This is a genomic window from Citrobacter sp. Ce006 (genome assembly GCF_030336535.1).
Taxonomy (GTDB): domain Bacteria; phylum Pseudomonadota; class Gammaproteobacteria; order Enterobacterales; family Enterobacteriaceae; genus Citrobacter; species Citrobacter europaeus.
Genome location: NZ_JAOWDO010000070.1, coordinates 1 through 23,519, shown reverse-complemented (window position 1 = coordinate 23,519; position 23,519 = coordinate 1). Strand labels below are relative to the sequence as shown.

The following is a 23,519-nucleotide window of genomic DNA, read 5'->3' as shown; positions in this document are numbered from 1 at the left end:
GGATAAAGGCAGGTTTAGTGGTGCAGGGAGTCTGCCGGGGTTGCCGCAGCCTCATTGACGACCAGATTTTTATTAAAACGTTTGGCATACAGCGCGGTGATAATCGGCACCAGAATGGCGGTGACAATCACGCTGGCGGCAACCAGCGCCGTTGCGGATGCGGCAACCGGTTCGAACGCCGGGTTAATCTGGGCGATAATCACCGGGTTTGCTACCGCAGCGCCTGCTGCGGAAGAGGCGGCTACGCCCGCTGTACCGTTCCCACCGCCAATAACGCGGTCAGCAATAATCAGTGGGATACCGGTGATAACGATAACCGCGACACCCAGCAGGATACCCAGCAGGCCTGTATCAACGATTACGCTCAGGTTAATTGTGTTGCCCAACGCGAAGCCGAAGAACGGGATCAGCACCGGCGTGGCTTTGCTGAAGAAAGAACGCAGGTCGTGATCCAGGTTACCCAACGTAAAACCAATCAGGAAGGGTAATACCGCGCCGATAAAATGGTGTGGCTCGAAGGAGGCCAGACCTGCGGAGCCGAGGATCACCATGGTCATTAACGGACCGGATTCCAGAGACATCAACACAAATGCGCCGGACTCTTCTTTGGTTCCATACTGGTTCATCAGGCTGGCGTACAAACCGCCGTTGGTCATGTCCATCGCTGAAACAATTGCCAGCACGGAAAGACCGGCAAAGAACCCGGTTTGAATACCGGTATCAGGAATAAAGGAAGCAGCAATCATTGCCACTACCCACGCCACGGCTATTTTGGTTATTACCAACGTACCGGACTTGCGTAATACCGTGCCGGTTGCCCGTAAATCAATAGATGCACCGATACAAAAAAACCATACAGCCAGAATCGGTACCGTTCCGCTGATCATTCCTTTGGTAAACGAACCGAAATACGCACCGGTATCCGGAGCTAACGTATTTAACACTGCGCCTAATAACAGGGGAATCAACATCATTCCGCCGGGGATGCGTTCAATCGTGGCTTTAATTTTCATAAACGTCCTCATGTCTTGTCGCAGCTAATACTCGCGCAAGAAAGTAAAAATTAATAAATTCAAATGGTTACTAATGTCTTTTAACAAAGAAAATCGCTATCTCTTTGTTTTATAAAATCTAACGCGGCATACGTTGAGCGTGTTGCTGCTCCCAGGGATATTGCGTCTGGAATTAGTGTGCATTCATGGGAACGTTGATTCAATCAAAATAAAACGATGTTTTAGTTATCTTCATCACATATTCCGCGCAAAATTTCTTAAACGCTCTGATTATTAAAAAAGCTGTGATCTTTTTGTGAAGGGATTAGGTGATTTTTTTGCTAGCAGAATAATAGTGACTATTGTGATTGTTGGCGCAACAAAGCGATTTATTCTTGTATTTAATTGCCAGCAAATCGCAAGCATGACATGTAAAAAAGTTGACTCAGAATGACCTGATTTACGCAGGTTGACGAAATGGAAAACTATATGTGAAGTTGATCACAAATTTAAACACTGTTAGGGTAAAGAGGTCATTAACCGCCCAATCAGGCGTCAACAGGTTCGGTTGTACTGCGTGTTTCTCGTCAGTGTAAGTAAACCTGCTACGCTTGTTACAGGGAATGCGTCTGTGCGTTCCCCGCTCGGTGATGACCCTGACGCATGGGCGTTAGGGGACTCGAACTGTAGCGTGACAGGGCTAAGTCTATGAGGACGGGTATGTTAAAAAGGAAAAAAATAAAACCAATAACGCTGCGCGACGTTACCATCATTGATGACGGTAAATTGCGAAAAGCCATTACCGCGGCGTCGTTAGGTAATGCGATGGAGTGGTTTGATTTTGGTGTTTATGGGTTTGTTGCTTACGCATTAGGTAAAGTGTTCTTCCCGGGGGCTGACCCCAGCGTGCAGATGGTTGCCGCACTTGCTACTTTCTCTGTTCCCTTTCTGATTCGACCGCTTGGCGGATTGTTCTTCGGTATGCTTGGCGATAAATACGGTCGTCAGAAGATACTCGCTATCACCATTGTGATTATGTCGATAAGTACCTTCTGTATCGGTCTTATTCCCTCGTATGCCTCGATTGGTATCTGGGCACCGATTCTGCTGTTGCTGTGTAAGATGGCGCAGGGGTTCTCGGTTGGCGGAGAGTATACCGGGGCGTCGATTTTTGTCGCAGAGTACTCGCCAGACCGTAAGCGCGGGTTTATGGGCAGCTGGCTGGACTTCGGCTCAATTGCCGGGTTTGTGCTGGGTGCGGGCGTGGTGGTCCTGATTTCAACTATCGTCGGCGAGGACAACTTCCTTGAGTGGGGCTGGCGTATTCCGTTCTTCCTGGCGCTACCGTTAGGGTTGATTGGTCTGTACCTGCGCCATGCGCTGGAAGAGACGCCGGCGTTCCAGCAGCACGTGGATAAACTGGAGCAGGGCGATCGTCAGGGGCTGCAGGAAGGTCCTAAGGTCTCGTTTAAAGAGATTGCGACCAAACACTGGCGTAGCCTGTTGGCATGTGTTGGTCTGGTGATTGCCACCAACGTTACCTACTACATGCTGCTCACCTATATGCCGAGTTATCTGTCGCATAACCTGCATTACTCTGAAGACCACGGCGTGTTGATTATTATCGCCATCATGATTGGTATGCTGTTTGTGCAGCCGATTATGGGTTTGCTCAGCGACCGCTTCGGGCGTCGTCCGTTTGTGATCATGGGCAGTATTGCGCTGTTTGTGTTGGCGATTCCGGCATTTATTCTGATTAACAGTAACGTCATCGGCCTGATTTTCGCCGGATTGTTGATGTTGGCGGTGATCCTCAACTGCTTTACCGGGGTGATGGCGTCAACGTTACCGGCGATGTTCCCGACGCATATTCGCTACAGTGCGCTGGCCGCCGCGTTTAATATCTCGGTATTGATCGCCGGTCTGACTCCGACATTGGCTGCATGGCTGGTGGAAAGCTCGCAGAATCTGATGATGCCTGCTTATTATCTGATGGTGATTGCGGTGATTGGTTTAATTACCGGCATGACCATGAAAGAGACCGCCAATCAGCCGCTGAAAGGGGCCACGCCTGCCGCTTCGGATATTCAGGAAGCGAAAGAGATCCTTGGCGAGCACTACGATAATATCGAGCAGAAAATCGAAGATATCGATCAGGAAATTGCCGATCTGCAGCTCAAGCGTACGCGCCTGGTGCAGCAGCATCCACGTATCGATGAGTAACCTTTTTCTGTAGGTCATGCCTTAAGGTTGACTTAATCTGTGTCTGGCAAACTCTCCTCCATAGTATCGGAGGAGAGTGTTATGAAAACCCGCATTTATGAAAGTTTGACCACCGTGTGCAGCCTGCTGATCGTCAGCAGCTTTTTGTACGTATGGGTGAGTTCTTACTGACCTTTCGCTAATTCCACCCAAGCGCGAGTGCCGGTGGTTCCCTGACGATTTTGCAAATAGAAATGCCCGTGATGTAACTGGGTGATACGACTGACAATGCTCAGTCCCAGCCCAATCCCGCCAAAACGGCTATCCATACGCACAAACGCTTTGCTCAACTCCCCGCATTTACTTTCATCAATGCCGGGTCCTTCATCTTCAACGGCCAGGACGGCATCATGCCCGGTATTCAGGCTAATCGTAATATTAGTGCCTTCCGGACTGTAACGATGCGCGTTTTCTACCAGGTTTCTCAGTAACATTCGCAATAGCGTAGCATCGCCACGTACGACAACGTCCGCCGCGCTTTGCGGCAGGAGCAACGTCTGCTGGCGCAGCTCCAGCATGGTGCTGAGTTCATCGTAGGAGGGCAGAATAACGTCCTCCAGCAGTTTGACGTGCTGGTAGCTCCCGGCCGAAAACGACTGTCCGACGCGGGCAAGTTGCAGCAGTTGCGACACGCTGTCCATCATTTGGTCAAGACGGGCAATTAACGGCGTAACGTCGACCTTATGGGCTTTTGACAGTAATTCCAGATGCAGGCGAACGCCCGACAGCGGTGTACGCAATTCGTGGGCGACATCGGCGGTAAATAAGCGTTCGTTTTCGATAGTGGTGGTGAGCCGCGTTACCAGCTCGTTGAGCGCTGAGACGACCGCCTGGATCTCAACGGTTGAACTGTGAACTTCAATCGGCGCCAGGTTATCGGCGGCCCGCGTTTCTAACTCTTTTTGCAGATCCGCCAGTGGACGAGTGATTCGCCGTACCGCCTGGTAACAAATCAGCAGCGTCAGGCTGACCATAAAGATGCCGGGGACGATCAGGCTGGCGATGGCTTCGCGGATTTCATGCAGGATGTGGCGATCGTTATTTCTATTTTCGCGTAACGCCTGCTCGAACAACTGTATTTGCTCGGTGCTTTCGTGCCACAACCAGAAGGTGCTTATCAACTGAAAGACCAGCAGAATAAGACCGATCGTCAGCATCAGGCGATGACGAAGCGGGAGCGGTTGTTTTAGAAATTGCAGCAGCTTCACTTAGCTTTCCTCTGTGGCAACCAGCATATAGCCAAATCCCCTGACCGTGCGGATCCGTGATTTGCCCACTTTGTCACGCAGGTTGTGAATGTGTACTTCCAGCGTATTGGTCGACGGTTCGTTATCCCAGCTGTAGATATCGTTATACAGGATTTCCCGGTGTACCGGGCTGCCGGCTTTGAGCATCAGGCGTGACAGAAGCGCGTATTCTTTCGGCGTTAAGATGACCTCTTGTCCGTCCATCCACACCTGGCGACGACCGATATTCAGCGTCAGATTGCCGACAATTAATTCACTTTCGCCCTGATTGTTATGACGACGCAGCAGCGCCCGGATGCGGGCGTGCAGTTCTTCCAGCGCGAAGGGTTTGACCAGATAGTCATCGGCACCCACGTCCAGCCCGCTGACCCGGTCTTTCACCGTGTCGCGCGCGGTGAGAATAAGCACCGGCACGGTGTATTTTTTCTGCCTGATGCGGTTCAGGAAATGCAGGCCGTCTTCATCCGGTAAACCCAGGTCCAGAACCACCAGGCTGTAATGTCCGGTCTCCAGACACTGCTCTGCTGCACGGGCCGTTGATACGCCGTCACAGGCATAACCTTCTGTTTGCGCGGCGAGTATCAGTCCCTGTAATAACAACGTATCGTCTTCAACAATCAGAATTTTCATTCGTTTAGCCTCCCCGGCAGGGTTGCAGAATATCATCTGCCGCCTGATATTTCTGTGTTTGCACGCCCGTTAATCCCAGCAGGGTGGAGAAGAGATTATCCTGCGAGAAATTCTCTGAGCTTGCCCGTTTTTGCAAACATGTCTGAGAGACCTGATAGCGTTGCTGATAAGCTTCTGAGAGCCACAGCAGCATCGGCACATGTTTTTGCGTATCTGGCGCAATCGAATACGGCAGGCCGTGTAAATAGACGCCATTTTCCCCTAAGGATTCGCCGTGATCGGAAAGATAAACCAGGCTGGTGGTGAAATTATCCTGGTGCTCTTTCAGTATATTGATTGCTTTATCAACAATATAGTCAACGTAAAGAATGGTGTTGTCGTAAGTATTGACCAACTGTTGCTGTGAACAGGTCTGGATTTCGTTGGTGTCGCAGGTTGGCGTAAATTTCTTGAACTGCGCAGGATAGCGGTTGTAATAGGTCGGGCCGTGGCTGCCGATGGTGTGCAGCACAATCACCCCGTCGCCTTGCAGGTTATTGATGTACTCTTCCAGCCCGTGGAACAGCACGTCATCGTAGCATTCACCGTCAATACACTGCCCTGGCAGGTTCAGCTTAGTCATATTCTGGTGCGGTACCCGATCACAAGCCCCTTTGCAGCCACCGTCGTTATCGTTCCACAGCACGTTAATTCCCGCCCGTTGAATAATGTCGAGCACGCCTTCCTGATGCTGCGCCAGTTCCTCGTCGTAGTGCGCGCGCGGCATATCGGAGAACATGCAGGGCACCGACACCGCCGTCGCCGTTCCGCAGGAAGTGGTGTGGGGGAAATAGACCACATCATCTTTTTCCAGCAGCGGGTTGGTCTGGCGCGAATAGCCGGATAGCGAGAAGTTATCGCCGCGTGAGGTCTCGCCGAGAACCACAATCGTCAGGTTCTTACGCTTTTCTTTCACCATCAACGGATTGCGATGGGCATCTTCACCAATGCGCACCAGCGGCAGATGGGCCAGCCTCTGATGCGAATACCAGGAAGACGTCGCCACAATGCTGTTAGATGGGCTGAGGGATTTCACCAGTTCTTTGTTGTTGCGAAACAGTGAGGCGTAATCTTTATAGAAGAACGCGGCGACCAGCACGATCAGCAGCGCGGAGACCAGAATGTTCGCGCCACGAAACAGTACGCTGCGTAGCGCCGGAGTCATAGGCTTGATTCTGACCCAGCAGGCGATGAGCGCGGCCAGAATACCGCTCACCCCGAGCGTGATGAGCATTTGCGGCGTCAGCAAAGCGAAGGTTTCAGCGGGCGTGGTGTCCATCATGTTGGCGATCATCGAGCGGTCGATGATGATGCCGTAGGTCATGATGAAATATTGAGCCGATGCGCCAACCAGAATGAAAATGCACGCCACCAGGCGATTTAGCCACAGGAATGAGGCCAGCGTCAGCACAATATTCATGACGCTAAATGCGACGATCGGCATTGATAAAAACACCAGCACGTTGCGCACGGAGTCCAGTGGCAGGTCTTGCAGAACTTGTTTATAGAACGCAATGTTCAGGAAGGTCGCAAGATAAAATGAGATCAGCAGAAGCCAACTGATGAGCCCGAGAGTGGGCCTTTTAAACAGGAGCTTTAACATTAAGGGGGTTCCATCGACTAAGTGGCGCAAATCCTCTCAAAGTAAAATTAAGCCAACCTTAAGTTCTTAATGTTGATTTCAAGAATAACGGGGGAAGGCGTCAGCCCGATGATCCTATGCCATCGGGCTGACGACTGTTTGCGTTAGTTATTGTTTACCGGGGCATCCAGTGGATACGGGTTTTTATGGATCCGATTGTAGTTCAGTGCGTACAGCGCGGTGATGATCATCAGCGTAACGAACGACCACATCACCTCTTTGGCGCCGGAACCGACTACCGCCCAGATGCAGTAGACAAAGGCGATAAAGGTCACCAGTAAGTACATCGGACGCGCTTTACCGAAGTGGCCATGGCCGAGCAGCAGCAGCGCGGCGCAGGTGTAAAGATACGGCACCAGGGTGAAGATAACGGAGACCGAAGAGACCAGACCAAACTCTTTCGCTGCGTTCGGCGACATACTGCTGAACTGGAAGATGGTCATCAGGATGCCGACGATAATTAATCCGGCAACTGGCGTACCCGCTTTGTTCACGCGGGCAAAAATGGGTGGGAACAGGCCGTCATCGGCTGCCGCTTTGGCGGTTTGCCCGGCAAGCAGCGTCCAGCCGCCCAGAGAACCAAGGCACCCGGCCGCGGCACAGAAGGAGACAATCGCCCCTGCGGTGTCACCCAGCGCCATACGTGCGGCATCACCGAACGGAGAAGCTGAAACACGCAGCGCCGCGTTAGGGATCATACCCATAATCGCCGTGGTGGAGAGCACATAGCACACGGCGGCAATCAGCACGCCGCCCATAGTGGCGATAGGCACGTTACGTTTGGGATTTTTAACCACGCCTGCCGCGACGGAGGCGCTTTCCACTCCGATAAATGACCACAAGGTGACGTTCAGAGTGCTTTGAATTGCGCCGAAGGTGTTCATGCCGCTGACGTTCCAGGCCGCCATATAGGTTTCACCGCGGAACCAGAACCAGCCGAAAACGGCAATACCGACAATTGGCACCAGCGCCAGTACCGTTGCGACGGCCTGCACACGGGTGATCATTTTCGGTCCGACAATGTTCAGCAATACGAAGATCCACAGCACCACGACGCAGGTCAGCGTCAGGACCAGCGGATCTTTTAAGATGGGGAAGAAGTAGCTCAGATAACCGACGCCAATGACCACCATGGCGATGTTACCAATCCAGCACGCCAGCCAGTACAGCACGTTAGTCTGATAGCCTAAAAAAGGACCGAAACAGCGGCGGGCATAAGCATAAGAACCACCGGGACTGGAGTCTAAGGACGACATTTTTGCGTACACCATCGACAGTGCTAAAGCACCGATAATAGTGACCAACCATCCGTAGATTGCAATCCCGCCAGTTGACGCAAGGTTTGCGGGCAGCAGGAATACACCGGAACCCATAATATTCCCCGACACCATAAGGGTGACGGGGATTAAGCCCACTTTGTGAGCATCAGCATCCGTCGACATATTTTTTAACTCCTGATAAGGATAAATGACGCTTAATCATACCTCTTCAGAAGACTATTTTATGGTGACGGACTGGGGGTATCGCTAATGCTGATATTATTATGGCTTATCGCTATCTGATTAAAAATCAGGCAGCGGATGGCTCCCTATGTTGACTGACATAATGCAGTGGCGTCATTCCATAGAACTCTTTGAATACAGAAATAAAGTATGAAGTACTGTTATATCCGCACAGTTGAGATACCTGGGAAATGTTTTTGCCGTCCATCAATAACTGATTGACGGCATAACGCATGCGACATGTGGTAATTATTTGGCTGTAACTTGTATTTTCACTTTTGAGCTTTTTCTTTAACAAACTGGGACTCAGGCATAAGCAACTGGCGACCATGCTTAAATTCCAGTCTTTATGTATATCGCTCTCAATAATGTGATAGACGCTGTCGCTGATACGACTACGTAGTATATGCATGAGCAGAGAAATAAACTTTTTGCTGCCGAGAAAACGTGATAACACCGTGAACAGTAGCGAGCGTGTGCGCTCACTTTCACCTTCGTCCACTGTGTCCATAACGCTGTGTTGGGCGGCAACACGGAAGACATCCGGCGTCAGACACGCGGCGGTCATCACTGGGTTGGCACTCCGTTGCCAGAGTGGAATCTGTGAAAGGTCTTTATTTAAAAATCGCAGATAGTCTTTAATGATATCGCGACTGATATGTACGACCAGTGCGTTATTAAGTGATGAGAAATCGATAATATTATTATCGCATGCCACCAACGCCATATGATTAGTTTTTAAGCTGATGGCTTCTTTACCGTTAATCCTTAACCAAACATCCTTCTCCGCTAATACAACAACACAAGCTGCTCTGCTGCAAACCCTCATACCCAAACTCCAGGAATATGAACATAAAACACCGTAGCCCATCATCAGATGAACCATATCGGCTAAATTGAAATTGTATGATGAAACCAGGACTGCAATAAAATAACGTGTCTGAAATTAATTACAATGGTTGCGGGATTTTTCTTATGTACACAATTTTGTACGCAAGTGGAAACGTGCTATTTGCGTATAAAAAAAGCGCGGGGTGGTCCCGCGCAAAAAGGTATGACAATGTTATTGTTTTGCAGCAATACTCAGGAATTACTCAAGAATGACATGTCTACCTTAAACATCGGACTATCTATAAAGCGACATTATGCTTTCACGCACATGACGTGATAAACACCGTCAATAATTTCCGTTCCTTCGGTTTCATGTTCAAATCCAGGGAAGTGGTGGTCCCAGGACTGCAACGAACGTAGATAACTAATCTGCGGGCTATTGGCGTCGCCAAAGTTTTCCCCGGACAGCAGCATTGGAATTCCCGGTGGGTAAGGAATCACGGAATTCGCTGCTATACGACCCGGCAGATTTTCAATGGCGACCATCTCAACGTTATCGCTGACTATCGCGTTATAGGCTTCACGCGGGGTGATGTCAGCAACAGGCAGGCCGGAGTAGGCCGCGTTGAGTCGGCTGCCAGGGTTGTTCTCTTTCAGCCAGGCAAACATGGTGTCGCCCAGATCGTGAATGCCCATACTGGCGTAAGTTTCAGGATGTTCCTCAACCAGTTCCGGCATCACCTGCGCCAGCGGTGTATTGGCATCGTAATGGTGTTTGAATGAGCACAGGGTGTTGATTAGCGTGCCCCATTTCCCACGAGTAATCCCCATTGAGAACAGGAACATAATCTGGAAATCAGTGGTTCGGGTCGGTACGATACCGTGGCGGCCAAGCCAGGCGGTGACCAACGCTGCCGGTACGCCGCTCTCTTCCAGTTCGCCATCGTCCCCCATCCCCGGCGCCAGAATGCTGACTTTGATTGGGTCCAGCATGCTCCAGTTATCCGGCAGGTCTTTAAACCCGTGCCAGGATTCACCCGGACGCATCACCCAGCAGTTCTGGTCAGTGGTCAGGAGTTGGGTTGGCGCATCGGCAAAGTCATAGGTTTTGCCGGTCTGCGGATCGGTTACCACTTCTTTGTTCCACGGTTTGAAGAACCAGTCGCCTTCGGCGGTGAATTCTTTATACAACCGTGCCATGGCCTGACGGAAATCGACCGCTTCGTCGATCACTTCCTGAGTCAGCGACAGACCGCTGTTGCCGTCCATCATGGAAACCGCCACGTCGTTTGATGCGCAAATGGCATACAGCGGAGAGGTGGTGGCGTGCATCATGTACGCCTGGTTGAAGCGTGAGAAGTTCACGGCCCCACGACCTTCACGGACGTGAATGTAAGATGCCTGAGAGAGCGCATTCAGCAGTTTGTGGGTCGAGTGGGTGGCAAAAACGGTAGGACCGTTATGATCGCCCGGCGCGCCACGCATGGCGTAGTGATCGGCATAAATTGGGTTGAAGCGGGCATAGCCGTACCAGGCCTCATCGAAGTGGATGCGATCGCTGGTTTGCGCGAGCAGATCCTGAGCCTCTTTGGCGTTATAACAAACACCGTCATAGGTACAGTTGGTCACCACGCTGTAAGACGGTTTTTGCCCGACTTTGCTTTTGGTCAGCGGGCTTTCGCTGATTTTTTTCTGTAACGTTTCAGGCTGCATTTCCTGCGGGTAGATAGGCCCGATAATGCCGTACCGGTTGCGGCTTGGCACCATGTACACCGGTTTTGCTCCGGTAAGGATTAGCCCCTGCTCAATAGATTTGTGGCAGTTACGATCCAGCACCACGACGTCGTTGTCGGTCATGCAAGCCTGCATAATGGTGCGGTTAGAGCCGGAAGTCCCGACCACAACGGACCAGGAGCGGTCAGCGCCAAACACGCGGGCGGCATATTTTTCGCTCTCGCCAAACGCGCCGGTGTGATCCAGCAGCGAGCCAAGGGATGCGCGTTCGATACCCATGTCGCTACGGAATAAATTTTCGCCGTAATAATCATGGTAAAAACGACCGGCCGGCGTTTTAGTGAATCCGACGCCGCCCTGGTGGCCTGGCGCGGCCCAGGAGTATTCATGGATGTCGCCGTACTTCATCAGCGCGCTAAACAACGGCGGCAGAAGCTGCTGGCGGTAACGGGTCATCGCCGCAACGGCACGCCCGGCGATAAAGTCTGCGGTATCTTCCAGAATCCAGGCGAATTCATCGACAAGCTCCAGCAGGTCGCGATCCAGCGATGCGGTGGCTTTTTCGCGATCGCCCAGCAGGAAAACGGGAACGTTTTGCTGGCGCTCGTGGAGCTTGCCGATCAATTGCCTGACGTTCAGGTGCTCGTCTTGTTGTTCCATTTGATAGCTGAACATCAGGCAATCAATGGCTTCATTGGCGGCGAGGATTGCGTAACCATCGTCGAATGAGGTGGACTTAATGACGGTAACATTTTGGCGGCTTAATGCGTCAGCCAGACGTTCGACAGCGCTACCGATCCAGGTGTCCTGATGCAGAAACTCACTTTCAACAATTAATACTTTCATCATCTTTTACCCGGTTGTGGAAAGGTTGCAATTTATGGATTGCAGACACACCGTATGAATGTGACGCAGGCAAGTATTATCCTGACAAAATGAGCTGTAAAGCGGATGAAAAATAGGCTGATTTGTATTTAATTTGTTTTTAAACAATCGGTTATGTTCGCTTGTTGGCGGTTTTTCACCGCCGTTTATCGACAGGGGGAATATTTTTTTGGCTGATACTGATATTGGCGAATGATATCAGCCAGCCATTGTTTGCCGACGCTGCTGGCTCAGTTTGCGGTACTGCTGCGGCGACATGCCGACAAATTTGCTGAAGGTGTCATAAAAACGGCTACTGGATCGGAATCCGGCGGTTAACGCAACGTCGAGAATGGTTTTATCGGTATCGCTAAGCAATGCGCGGACGTGATTGATGCGCATCGCTGTGATGTACTGCTTCATGGTGAGTTGCATCACGCGCTGGAAAATCCCCATTGCGTAGTTGGCGTTGAGCTTCACGTGCTCCGCGACGTCGTTGATCGTGAGCGCCTGGTCGTAGTTATCGGCAATAAAACTCAGCATTTGGCTGACGTAAAACTGGGCGTGCCGGGACACGCTGTTTTTGTGTGTCCGCGAGGTTTTATTGACCAGGATAGGCTGCCAGCCGGAAAGGCTAAACCGCTTGAGCATCAGACCAATTTCATCAATGGCGAGCTGGCGAATTTGCTCGTTCGGGTTGCTCAGTTCCTGTTGCCAGCGCTGAACTTCAAAGGTGCTCAGCTGCTGCGACGCCAGCGATTTGATGACCATGCCATGAGTAACGTGGTTGATCAGTTCGCGATCCAGCGGCCAGGAGAGGAAAAGGTGCATCGGTAAATTGAAGATAGCCATGCTTTGGCAACTGCCTGGACGCGTGAGCTGATGCGGCGTACAGGCCCAGAATAGCGTGATGTGTCCCTGTTTTATCTGCACCACTTCGTTGTTGATAAGATACTCGACGTCGCCATCAAACGGCACATTGATCTCCACCTGCCCATGCCAGTGGCTGGCAGGCATTGCATGCGGTGAGCGCAGCTCAATGTCCATCCGTTGATATTCTGAGTACAGCGACAATGGGCTGCGAGTTTGTTCTTCATCGCTACTGCACATGTGCGGATCGGGGGGAAGAGGCGATGTCGGTAGTGTACTCATGGTTGCTCCATTTCCTGAATTATCAGAATCATGTCATTTGCTGCGCATTAAGGCTGAGAATCAGGACACAAATCGGACCGATATCATTGAGCATAGCGAGATTTTGGGACCGCATACTCTGCTTTTTGAGCAATTTTGTCCCATAAACTCAGATCCACTAGCGGGCAAAGAGGCGATCTGAGTTTATGGGAATGCTCGCCAGGGAAGTCGGAAGTTTTCAGCTATGCGCTGTGCCACCATGACTGTGTTCACTAATGTTCTGGAGAGTCATGATGTCTGCACCCAAAATTACCTTTATCGGCGCCGGTTCCACGATTTTCGTCAAAAATATCCTTGGAGACGTTTTTCATCGCGATGCGCTTAAATCTGCGCATGTCGCCCTGATGGACGTTAATCCTACTCGGCTGGAAGAGTCACACATTGTTGTGCGTAAGTTGATGGACTCAGCGGGCGCGTCCGGACGAATCACCTGCTATACCGATCAAAAAGCGGCATTACAGGACGCCGATTTTGTGGTGGTGGCTTTCCAGATCGGCGGTTATGAACCTTGTACCGTCACCGATTTTGCGGTGTGTAAACGTCATGGTCTGGAGCAGACGATTGCCGACACGTTGGGGCCTGGCGGTATTATGCGCGCACTGCGCACTATCCCGCATTTATGGCAGATTTGTGAGGACATGACCGAAGTTTGTCCGCAGGCTACCATGCTTAACTACGTTAACCCGATGGCGATGAACACCTGGGCAATGTATGCACGCTATCCGCATATTAAGCAGGTTGGACTGTGTCATTCGGTGCAGGGAACAGCGGAGGAGCTGGCCCGCGATTTGAACATCGACCCAGCCTCTTTGCGTTATCGCTGCGCCGGGATCAACCATATGGCGTTTTATCTGGAACTCGAGCGCAAAACGGCTGACGGTGCCTATGTGAATCTTTATCCGGAACTGCTGGCGGCTTATGAATCCGGTCAGGCGCCTAAACCGAATATTCACGGAAATACGCGTTGCCAGAATATTGTGCGCTATGAAATGTTCAAAAAACTCGGCTATTTCGTCACCGAGTCGTCGGAGCATTTCGCCGAATATACGCCATGGTTTATCAAACCCGGGCGTGAGGATCTGATTGAGCGCTATAAGGTTCCACTGGATGAGTACCCAAAACGCTGCGTGGAACAGTTGGCAAACTGGAACAAAGAGCTGGAGGAGTACAAAACGGCAGCGCGAATCGATATTAAACCGTCGCGCGAATATGCCAGCACTATCATGAACGCTATCTGGACCGGTGAACCGAGCGTGGTATACGGCAACGTTCGTAATGACCATTTGATCGATAACCTGCCGCAAGGCTGTTGTGTGGAAGTGGCTTGCCTGGTCGATGCGAATGGTATCCAGCCAACGAAGGTGGGTACTCTCCCGTCGCATTTGGCGGCTATGATGCAAACCAATATCAATGTTCAGACTCTGCTGACGGAAGCCATCCTGACAGAAAATCGCGATCGTGTTTATCACGCGGCGATGATGGATCCGCATACCGCTGCGGTATTGGGGATTGAGGAGATTTATGCGCTGGTGGATGACCTGATCGCGTCTCACGGCGACTGGCTGCCGGCCTGGTTACACCGTTAACACACAATCACGCCGGGCAGAGCATCCGGCGTTTAACCTCTGACGTTTCCTCTTACAGAAGGCGGGCGCTGGTAACAGCGACCCGATACCCTATGAGCATCTCTCTGACAACAAAACTCAGTTATGGATTTGGAGCGTTTGGTAAGGATTTCGCCATCGGTATCGTGTACATGTACCTGATGTATTACTACACCGACGTGGTGGGATTATCGGTAGGCGTCGTTGGAACGTTGTTCCTGGTGGCAAAAATATGGAATGCGTTTAACGATCCGGTGATGGGTTGGATAGTGAATGCCACCCGGTCGCGTTGGGGAAAATTTAAACCCTGGATCTTACTCGGCACGTTGGCGAACTCGTTGGTGCTGTTTTTGCTTTTTAGCGCACACCTGTTTGAGGGGACGGCGCAAATCGTATTTGTTTGTGTGACGTATATATTATGGGGGATGACTTACACCATTATGGATATTCCATTCTGGTCGCTGGTCCCCACCATTACGCTGGATAAACGCGAGCGTGAACAACTGGTGCCGTTCCCCCGTTTCTTCGCCAGCCTTGCCGGGTTTGTCACCGCGGGCGTGACGCTGCCTTTTGTGAGCTATGTTGGCGGGGCCGATCGCGGCTTCGGTTTCCAGATGTTTACGTTGGTGCTGATTGCATTCTTCATAGCGTCGACGCTCGTCACATTACGCAACGTTCATGAAGTTTATTCCTCCGACAGCGAGGCAACGGCGGATAGCAGTCGTCTACCGCTAAAAACGATTCTCGGGCTGATTTACAAAAACGATCAGCTTTCATGCCTGTTAGGGATGGCGCTGGCTTACAATGTTGCGGCCAATATTATCACCGGATTTGCGATCTACTATTTTACCTATGTTATTGGTGATGCAGATCTTTTCCCGTATTACCTGTCATATGCCGGCGCAGCGAATTTATTAACGCTGATCCTCTTCCCACGCCTGGCGAAAGCGCTTTCTCGTCGAATACTCTGGGCTGGCGCTTCTGTGATGCCTGTTTTGAGCGCAGGCGTATTGCTGATTATGGCTCTGGCGGAGTACCACAATACCTTCCTGATCGTTACCGCGGGGATTTTCCTGAATATCGGTACTGCGCTTTTCTGGGTGTTGCAGGTCATTATGGTGGCGGACACCGTCGATTACGGTGAATACAAATTCAATATTCGCTGTGAGAGTATTGCCTATTCGGTTCAGACCATGGTGGTTAAAGGGGGATCAGCGTTTGCAGCATTCTTCATTGCAGTGGTACTTGGGCTGATTGGTTACGTACCCAATATGCCTCAATCAGCGGAAACAATCCTCGGAATGCAGTTCATTATGATTGTCCTGCCCACATTGTTTTTTATCGTCACACTGCTGCTCTATTTCCGTTTTTACCGACTTAACGGCGATACGCTGCGCAGGATCCAGATCCATTTATTGGATAAGTACCGTAAGGTGCCGCAGCACGATGAGCAACCGGATATCCCGGCTATTGCGGTAGCCGCTCCAGGCGATATGAAGGCGTAACTATGGAATGGCATTCGTGGATTGGGTATTTGGCAGCCTGCCTGACGACGCTCTCTTTCTTACCGCAAGCGATTAAGGTCATTACCACCCGCAACACGCAGGGTATCTCCGGTTTAATGTATGTGATGTTTGTGTGTGGGCTGGTTTTGTGGCTGATTTACGGATTATTGATTGAAGATACCGCCGTCAGCATGGCGAACTTTCTGACCCTGTTGTTCGCCTTGCCGATTCTGGTTATCAAATCTCGTAATGGGTAGGGCAGACTGCCGGATAAGCGTGAGCGCTATCCGGCAGTTTTTAACTGTCTGTTGTGCCAGCCAGCCAATAACAGCACCGTTGTCAATGCGCCGAGCAGAGCGCAGAACATATCTGACTGGGTATCCCACGGGTCGCCCTGCGTACCAAGAAAATCATCCGCCCCCTGGCCCATTGCCAGCGCCGCCCACCATTCGATCAGTTCATACATTGCGCTAATCGCCAGCGCTACGCAGCAGACCAAAAATGCCAGCATTTTTCGGCCACGAACAATACTACCGCGCACTAAGATCTCTCTTGCCGTCAGGGCAGGCACCAGCCCCTGGAAGAAGTGACCCAGCTTGTCATAGGGGTTACGACTGAGATCCAGCCATTCCTGAACCTGAAAACCGACGGGGACTTTAGCGTAGGTATACATACCGCCGACCATCAGAATGATGGCGTGCAAGAAAATGAGCGTGTAGAGCAACGGCGTCAGCGGGTAGCGCTTAACGGTCACTAGCAGCAACGGGACGACAATAATGACCGGCGTGACTTCCATCAGCCAGGTTATTTTCTCCGAGGCGGAGATTCCGGTGTAGATAAGAATCAACGCCAGGAACAGCGCGCCAGAGTACAAAATTGTGGGGTTCAGTGTGCGGAGCATTGCGAATTCACAAGTAATGGAAAAGGTTACTATTCCCTGTGAGCGGTAAAAATTCAACGCCAGTAAATGGGGGGATAAAGTTGGCCCGGGGGGATCACTGGACTGACGCCAAAAAAACAGGTGTCAGTCCAGTGCCGGGCCGAATGGGTTACCTGGCGCAGTTAGCGCATTGTTTGCTGACGATTTGCTGGAAGAAATCGTTGCCTTTGTCATCGACCAGAATGAAAGCCGGGAAATCTTCTACTTCGATTTTCCAGATAGCTTCCATACCCAGCTCCGGGTATTCCACGCATTCCAGATGCTTAATGCTCTGCTGCGCCAGTACTGCTGCCGGACCACCAATGCTGCCTAAATAGAAGCCGCCGTGTTTGTGGCAGGCGTCAGTCACCTGCTGGCTTCGGTTACCTTTTGCCAGCATGATCATGCTGCCGCCGTGAGACTGCAGCAGGTCAACATAGGAGTCCATACGACCCGCGGTGGTTGGCCCTAAAGAGCCGGACGGATAACCCGCAGGTGTTTTGGCCGGACCCGCGTAGTAGATCGGATGATCTTTCACGTACTGCGGCAGGCCTTCGCCGGACTCAATACGTTCTTTCAGCTTCGCGTGGGCAATATCGCGACCAACAATGATGGTGCCACTCAGCGACAGGCGGGTAGAGACCGGGTACTGAGAGAGCTGGGCGAGGATCTCTTTCATTGGGCGGTTGAGGTCAACTTTAACCACTTCACCTTCGCCCGCCTGGCGCAGGGATTCCGGAATGTACTGAGCTGGGTTATGTTCCAGTTTTTCGATCCAAATCCCTTCGCGGTTAATCTTGGCCTTAATGTTACGATCTGCGGAGCAAGAGACGCCCATACCGACCGGGCAGGACGCGCCGTGGCGAGGCAGGCGGATCACGCGGATATCGTGCGCGAAGTATTTCCCGCCAAACTGGGCGCCGAGGCCGAGTTTTTGCGCTTCTTCCAGCAGTTCCTGTTCCAGTTGTAGATCGCGAAACGCCTGGCCGTGAGCATTACCTTCAGTCGGCAGTGCGTCATAGTAATGCGTGCTGGCCAGCTTCACCGTTTTAAGGGTGCTTTCCGCTGACGTGCCGCCAATGACGAAGGCGATGTGGTACGGCGGGCAAGCTGCGGTACCCAGCGTGCGCATTTTCTCAACCAGGAAGTTTTTCAGTTTGCCGGGAGTCAGCAGCGCTTTGGTTTCCTGATACAGGTAGGTTTTGTTCGCTGAACCACCGCCTTTAGCCACGCACAGGAATTTGTATTCGTCACCGTCCACGCTGTACAGGTCGATTTGCGCGGGCAGATTGGTGCCGGTATTCACTTCTTTGTACATATCCAGCGCCGCGTTTTGCGAGTAGCGCAGGTTATCTTCGATATAGGTATTAAATACGCCTTTGGAGAGGGCCGCTTCATCGCCGCCGCCGGTCCACACGCGCTGGCCTTTTTTACCCATGATAATTGCCGTACCGGTGTCCTGGCAGGTTGGCAACACGCCTTTGGCGGCGATTTCGGAGTTTCTCAGGAACTGCAGCGCCACGTACTTATCGTTTTCGCTGGCTTCGGGATCATGGAGAATTGAGGCGACTTGCTGTTGGTGTTCAGGGCGGAGCATGAAGGAGGCATCGTGGAAGGCTTGCTGGGCCAGTAGCGTAAGTGCTTCAGGGGCTACTTTCAGAATTGTTTCGCCTTCAAACTCGCCGACGCTGACGTGATCGGATGTCAGCAGGTAGTACTCAGTTTTGTCTTCCCCCAGTGGGAAAGCCGCCTGGTAAGTGAATTCAACTTTTGACATTTGCTTCCAGCCTTTTCATTTTTCTCAGGAATTTTAAAATTCTCTGTGTCTTAACGGTGGCGTGCCGTACCAACGTGGACGGCACGCGAACTGTAATTACAAGAAACCGTACATTGCGGCGAAGATCCAACCAAAGACACAGGATACGCTTACGCCGATCAAACCTGGCAGAATAAAGCTGTGGTTGATAACGAAGCGGCCGATGTGGGTGGTACCGGAACGGTCAAACTGAATAGCCGCCAGGTCGCTCGGGTAGGTCGGCAGAATGTAGTAACCGTAACATGCAGGAGCGGAAGCCACGATGTACGCTGGATCAACCCCGATTGCCAGCGCGACCGGAACAATCGCTGCCAACGCCGCTGCCTGTGAGTTTACAAATTTGGAAACCAGCAGCAGAACAATTGCATAGGCCCACGGATACTCTTTCACCATATTGCCCAGCACACCTTCGATTTCTGTCATGTGCGCGCCGAACATTGTTTCGGCCATCCAGGCAATACCGTATACCGCCACAATCGCGATCATACCGGAACGGAAGACTTCGTTTTTAGATATTGAAGCGGGATTGGTCTTCGTCAGGATAATAATCAGCGCACCGGTCAGCAGCATGAACATCTGGATGACCAGTACCATTGACAGCGGTTTGCCGCTGAAGGTAGGACGCAGCTCAGAGAACGCGCCGAGCACGGCAACCACGGCGATTGCGGCAAGGAAGATCCACATGGCCAGCCAGTTGCTTTTCGGCAGTTTTTTGTCTAACAGCGTGGCGGTATCGCCATACACATAGTTGTGGTTTTCAGGTACGGAAATGAACTTCTGGAACTCTTCATCTTTATCCAGATCTTTACCGCGGAACCAGCTGAAGATACCGATCGCCAGGATACCCAACAGGGTAGACGGGATGGTGATGCTGAGCAGGTCGAGGAATTCGAGATGCTTGCCTTCAAACGTGACGTTCCCCAGCATTGCCACCAGTGACACAACGGCGACGGAAACCGGGCTGGCGATAATCCCCATCTGCGCACCGATAGAACTCGCCGCCATCGGACGTTCCGGACGAATATTGTTCTTAATGGCAACGTCATAAATGATTGGCAGGATGGTGTATACCACGTGGCCAGTACCGCAGAGAATCGTCAGGGTGCAGGTCACGAACGGGGCGACGATGGAAACGTATTTTGGGTTACGACGCAGCAGCTTTTCAGCGATTTGCAGCATAACGTCAAGGCCGCCGGAGGCCTGCAGGGTTGCCGATGCGGCCACCACGGCAATAATAACCAGCATGACATCTACAGGTGGTTTACCCGGCTGGAGATGGAAAACGAAAACCAGAATGACCAGGCCGATACCGCCTAATAAACCCAGCGCGATACCGCCCTTTCTGGCACCATAAAACAAACATATTAATATTATGAGAAGTTGTATACTAAATAACATTTTATTTACCCTCGCGAAAAACCCAGTCAATTTTTTGAAAAATGGATCTGTGCCACATTCTTTTTTGCCAGAATAGGCATCAAAAAATGGTCAGTATTCGATATGTCCGTATTTGCGATTAATGTTCAAATGTCTTGCTAGAATGTTTATTTAAAGTTATGGCGATATTTTGCTTTTTTCTGTGGCTTTGATCAGAGGAGAGAATCCTCAGGCGATGGGAAGCAGAGCTGGACATAGAGAGCCGCGGTTGACGCTGTAATTTATCTGTTTTGCGTTTTCCGCTATTACGTGAACCACCGACAGAATGAGTGAGTGGGTTATTTATGTGATCACGCTCACGCCATTTCATGATTTGATGAGGTTGGCGTGCGGATACTTTTATTTGCTCACAAAAATGTACGGTGTCCATGGTACGTAGCATGGTCTCCATTGCTACCAGTCTAGATTTTGTATGTCTGGTTAATTTCAGACTAATCCTTTATGGGTAAAAATACACACTCTGCGAGTTAGATAATACTTAATTAACTTTTGTTAGCGATTTTGAAATTAAAAACAGTGTGACATTAATCAATATTAAAATAATACATTTAACATGCCGGATACAAATATATTTGATCTAACGCAAATTTATAATTCTGCAGCATGAACCAGTAAAATAGGGATTTTTCATTATTTTAATAATTGTTACCTTCAAATAACAAATAATCCCCAATTGTTTTTATTGGCAATATTGTTTAAGCAATGAGTAATGTTCCGCCTGAACGCGGTAACGATAAACCGGTCGACCGGTTACGCCATAATGGATGCTGGTAAATAAAATGTGACAATTGACGAGCCAGATAAGATATTTGCGGCAAGAGACGCGCGAGATATTGACCTCGTTGGCCAGTTCATCGGTGGAGAATTCCTGATCCTGATGCTCATCAATCCACTGGCACAGCGTGCGTAATGTTTGTGGCGTTAATCCTTTGGGTAGGCGCCGCACTTCCTGCTCATTAGAGGAGCTACCGTGAATCAACTGGTCAAGCTCAGACTGTTCATAGTACTGATGCTTTTCCATTTCAGTTTTCTTCTGTAGCCAGCCGGTTAGCGCCTCTTCAAAACGGGAAGCCTGGAAAGGTTTGATTAGGTAGTCAACGACACCATAGTGGAGAGAGTCTTTGATGGTGGTCGCATCGGCGGCGGAAGAGATGACAATGACATCACACTTGCAACCTTCGCTGTGCAGAACAGGCAACAGATCCAGACCGTTTTCTTTTTGCATGTAAATATCAAGCAAAATCAGATCGATATGATGACCGCTATGAAAGATTATCTCTTTTGCTTTCTCCAGCGTGGAAGCTGTGCCGCAGCAATGAAAACCGGAGAGTTGCGCGACATAACGGCGGTTTAATTCTGCTACCATTGCATCGTCATCGACAATTAAGACATTGATCATCTGCTGGCCCTCTCACCATTCCACGGTAACTGTACAAAAAATTGGGTGAAGATCCCAGGTTCAGACTCGACGGATATATTACCGCCAACGTTTTCAACCTGTTGTTTAACAAGCGCTAAACCTACGCCCCGTTCGGTTCCTTTTGACGAAACGCCCTTCTCAAAGATGTGCTCAATGTGTTCGGGGGCGATCCCCGGACCATCGTCATTCACTTCGCAATGCAACCAGCCGTGTCGATAATGCAAGGATACGCTGATCTCACCGCCAGGTTCTTGACCTAGCGCCTCCAGGGCGTTTTCAATCAGATTCCCCAGAACGGTAATCAGCACCGCCACCTGATCTTCGTTGCTATTTTCTGGCAACTGGCTTTCATTACTGATCACCAGGCTATGGCCTAAATCAGAGGTACGATTAATCTTACTGAGTAAAAATCCTGCGATCACCGGAGATTTTATTTTTCCTAACAGTGAGCCAATCTCTTCCTGGTAATTGTTCGCGGTCTTCAGGATGTAATTTTCAAGCTGCTTATAACTTTTCAGATGCAATAATCCCAGAATCACGTGCAATTTATTCATGAATTCGTGGGATCGTTCACGAAGTGCATCGGCATAGTTGACCATGCCGTCCAGCCGTTGCATCAGTTTTCGCACTTCAGTCTTATCTCTGAACGTTGAAATGGCCCCGATGATTTTACCGTTGCTGAGTACCGGAACGGTGTTAATTAAGAGTAGCCGATCCTTAACCATGATCTCTTCATCGCGACGCGGCGTTCCGTCATGCAGTACCTGTGAAAAATCGACTACCTGTGACCACGCGTGGCTGAGCGTGGAGAGCTGGGCATCGTCTTGCGACTTGTGGTAATCGAGCAACTCCTGCGCTGCCTGGTTTATCAGCGTCACTTCACCGCACTCGTCAACGGCAATGACGCCTTCTTTTATCGAGTGCAGCATCGCCTGGCGTTGTTCGAACAGATTGGAGATTTCATAAGGTTCCAGACCAAACAGAATGCGCTTGAGGACCTTAACGAATATCCATGTACCGAGCAGCCCAACCAGCACGCCAAATAAGATGGACCAGATGATGCTGCCGCGGCTGTTATTGATCTGTTCAGCAACTCTGCTTAGCTCAAGACCGATCGCCACCACGCCAATTTGCCGGTGATGTTCGTCATATATAGGAGTGAACACCCGCAGGGCTTTAGCCAGAAATCCGCGATTAATGGCGACATTCTCTTTACCTTGTAGGGCCAGCAAAATGTCATCGCCTTTAAACGGCTGACCGATGCGCTGTGCTTCGGGGTGGGAGTAACGAATGCTTTGCATATCGGTGACGACGATGAACAAAAAATCGTTGCTCTTATTCACCGCCTGAGCAATCGCCTGAATGCCGCTTTCCGCAGGCTTTTTCATTAGCCCCTGGCGGATCTCCGGGGAGTTTGCCAACGTTCGTGCGACCGCAAGCGCTTTACCTGCTAACGCATCGCGCGTCATATTGCTGATCTGTGAGAAATAAATCAGATGAACGACAAGCAGCACGGAGAAGAGTACCGCACTGACCATGAGGATCACGGTAGTGCCGAGCTTCATCGGGCGTTTACGTATAGCAGTACGTTGCAGAGAGTGTCTCATCACGGTCCTGGAATCACGGTTTGTACGGGTATTATCGCCTGATGGGATGCGTAATTCAAAGGTGGTAGGGATGATGGGGCATGGACTACCTGTGCATTCCTTCTTTATATACCGTAGAGCGAGTTTCTTTCTATATAGCGATTTCCTTATTCGTTTTCTCTTCTTTTCAGGGATGTTGACCGCTAATTTTCTTACGATTGTGGATAACTCTGTGTGTAAATGGGTATAAGGCGGGGTTTTGCTGTGGAATGCAGCACTCAGTCATTTTTCTGTCATT

At 50.7% G+C, this 23,519-nt stretch carries 19 protein-coding genes; 5 read left to right on the top strand and 14 right to left on the bottom strand.

The window, feature by feature from the left end; genetic code table 11:
• Positions 1-14: 14 nt before the first annotated feature.
• Positions 15-1,013: a 2-keto-3-deoxygluconate transporter gene (gene kdgT / locus OGV94_RS12670; protein WP_043018129.1), complete on the bottom strand. Its 999-nt coding sequence runs from the start codon at positions 1,011-1,013 to the stop codon at positions 15-17.
• 699 nt (positions 1,014-1,712) lie between these two features.
• Here kdgT and proP point away from each other — a divergent pair.
• Positions 1,713-3,215 carry a glycine betaine/L-proline transporter ProP gene (proP, locus tag OGV94_RS12665; RefSeq protein ID WP_043018130.1) on the top strand — a complete coding sequence of 501 codons (1,503 nt, stop codon included), beginning with the start codon at positions 1,713-1,715 and terminating at the stop codon, positions 3,213-3,215.
• Positions 3,216-3,296: 81 nt separating this feature from the next.
• Complete coding sequence (gene pmrR / locus OGV94_RS12660) at positions 3,297-3,386, top strand: LpxT activity modulator PmrR (RefSeq protein WP_008321468.1); 90 nt, start codon at positions 3,297-3,299, stop codon at positions 3,384-3,386.
• Here pmrR and pmrB read toward each other — a convergent pair.
• The 7 genes from pmrB to melR form a co-directional block, all read right to left on the bottom strand.
• Positions 3,380-4,453 (bottom strand): two-component system sensor histidine kinase PmrB, encoded by a 1,074-nt coding sequence (pmrB, locus tag OGV94_RS12655; RefSeq protein WP_087052826.1) that lies wholly within the window; start codon positions 4,451-4,453, stop codon positions 3,380-3,382. The genes pmrR and pmrB overlap by 7 nt on opposite strands.
• Before the next feature lie 9 nt (positions 4,454-4,462).
• A complete protein-coding gene (gene pmrA, locus OGV94_RS12650) occupies positions 4,463-5,131 on the bottom strand; it encodes a two-component system response regulator PmrA (RefSeq protein ID WP_043018133.1) in 669 nt (222 codons plus the stop codon).
• Between the two features lie 4 nt (positions 5,132-5,135).
• Positions 5,136-6,773 (bottom strand): phosphoethanolamine transferase EptA, encoded by a 1,638-nt coding sequence (gene eptA / locus OGV94_RS12645; protein ID WP_080625838.1) that lies wholly within the window; start codon positions 6,771-6,773, stop codon positions 5,136-5,138.
• A gap of 143 nt (positions 6,774-6,916) precedes the next feature.
• Entirely contained in the window at positions 6,917-8,254 is a 1,338-nt protein-coding gene (adiC, locus tag OGV94_RS12640; RefSeq protein WP_003031853.1) for an arginine/agmatine antiporter, read from the bottom strand.
• A gap of 127 nt (positions 8,255-8,381) precedes the next feature.
• The gene (locus OGV94_RS12635) at positions 8,382-9,143 is read right to left on the bottom strand and encodes an AraC family transcriptional regulator (RefSeq protein WP_043018135.1); all 762 of its coding nucleotides are present in this window, start codon (positions 9,141-9,143) and stop codon (positions 8,382-8,384) included.
• A gap of 314 nt (positions 9,144-9,457) precedes the next feature.
• Positions 9,458-11,725 (bottom strand): arginine decarboxylase, encoded by a 2,268-nt coding sequence (gene adiA, locus OGV94_RS12630; RefSeq protein ID WP_105179683.1) that lies wholly within the window; start codon positions 11,723-11,725, stop codon positions 9,458-9,460.
• Positions 11,726-11,962: 237 nt separating this feature from the next.
• Positions 11,963-12,895, bottom strand: a complete 933-nt coding sequence (gene melR, locus OGV94_RS12625; RefSeq protein ID WP_043018137.1) for a transcriptional regulator MelR — start codon at positions 12,893-12,895, stop codon at positions 11,963-11,965.
• 269 nt (positions 12,896-13,164) lie between these two features.
• Between melR and melA the strand changes: the two genes are divergently transcribed.
• The 3 genes from melA (at position 13,165) to OGV94_RS12610 (ending at position 16,300) form a co-directional block, all read left to right on the top strand.
• Positions 13,165-14,520 carry an alpha-galactosidase gene (gene melA, locus OGV94_RS12620; protein WP_087052793.1) on the top strand — a complete coding sequence of 452 codons (1,356 nt, stop codon included), beginning with the start codon at positions 13,165-13,167 and terminating at the stop codon, positions 14,518-14,520.
• A 92-nt stretch (positions 14,521-14,612) separates the two neighbouring features.
• Entirely contained in the window at positions 14,613-16,043 is a 1,431-nt protein-coding gene (gene melB, locus OGV94_RS12615) for a melibiose:sodium transporter MelB (protein WP_043018139.1), read from the top strand.
• Between the two features lie 2 nt (positions 16,044-16,045).
• Positions 16,046-16,300, top strand: coding sequence for a SemiSWEET transporter (locus OGV94_RS12610; RefSeq protein WP_043018140.1), 255 nt, complete (start codon positions 16,046-16,048; stop codon positions 16,298-16,300).
• 26 nt (positions 16,301-16,326) lie between these two features.
• On the opposite strand, the gene OGV94_RS12605 is transcribed toward OGV94_RS12610, so the two are convergent.
• From OGV94_RS12605 to OGV94_RS12580, 6 genes are all read right to left on the bottom strand, one after another.
• Positions 16,327-16,944 carry a DUF2238 domain-containing protein gene (locus tag OGV94_RS12605; protein WP_043018141.1) on the bottom strand — a complete coding sequence of 206 codons (618 nt, stop codon included), beginning with the start codon at positions 16,942-16,944 and terminating at the stop codon, positions 16,327-16,329.
• Between the two features lie 148 nt (positions 16,945-17,092).
• On the bottom strand, positions 17,093-18,739 hold the full coding sequence (gene fumA, locus OGV94_RS12600; RefSeq protein WP_043018142.1) for a class I fumarate hydratase FumA: 1,647 nt from the start codon (positions 18,737-18,739) through the stop codon (positions 17,093-17,095).
• Between the two features lie 96 nt (positions 18,740-18,835).
• Complete coding sequence (dcuB, locus tag OGV94_RS12595; protein WP_003031873.1) at positions 18,836-20,176, bottom strand: anaerobic C4-dicarboxylate transporter DcuB; 1,341 nt, start codon at positions 20,174-20,176, stop codon at positions 18,836-18,838.
• Between the two features lie 118 nt (positions 20,177-20,294).
• Entirely contained in the window at positions 20,295-20,597 is a 303-nt protein-coding gene (locus OGV94_RS12590) for a hypothetical protein (RefSeq protein WP_221922845.1), read from the bottom strand.
• 297 nt (positions 20,598-20,894) lie between these two features.
• Positions 20,895-21,614, bottom strand: coding sequence for a two-component system response regulator DcuR (gene dcuR / locus OGV94_RS12585; RefSeq protein ID WP_043018143.1), 720 nt, complete (start codon positions 21,612-21,614; stop codon positions 20,895-20,897).
• Positions 21,611-23,242, bottom strand: coding sequence for a sensor histidine kinase (locus tag OGV94_RS12580; RefSeq protein WP_043018144.1), 1,632 nt, complete (start codon positions 23,240-23,242; stop codon positions 21,611-21,613). Before OGV94_RS12580 ends, dcuR begins: the two co-directional genes overlap by 4 nt.
• Between the last annotated feature and the right edge of the window lie 277 nt (positions 23,243-23,519).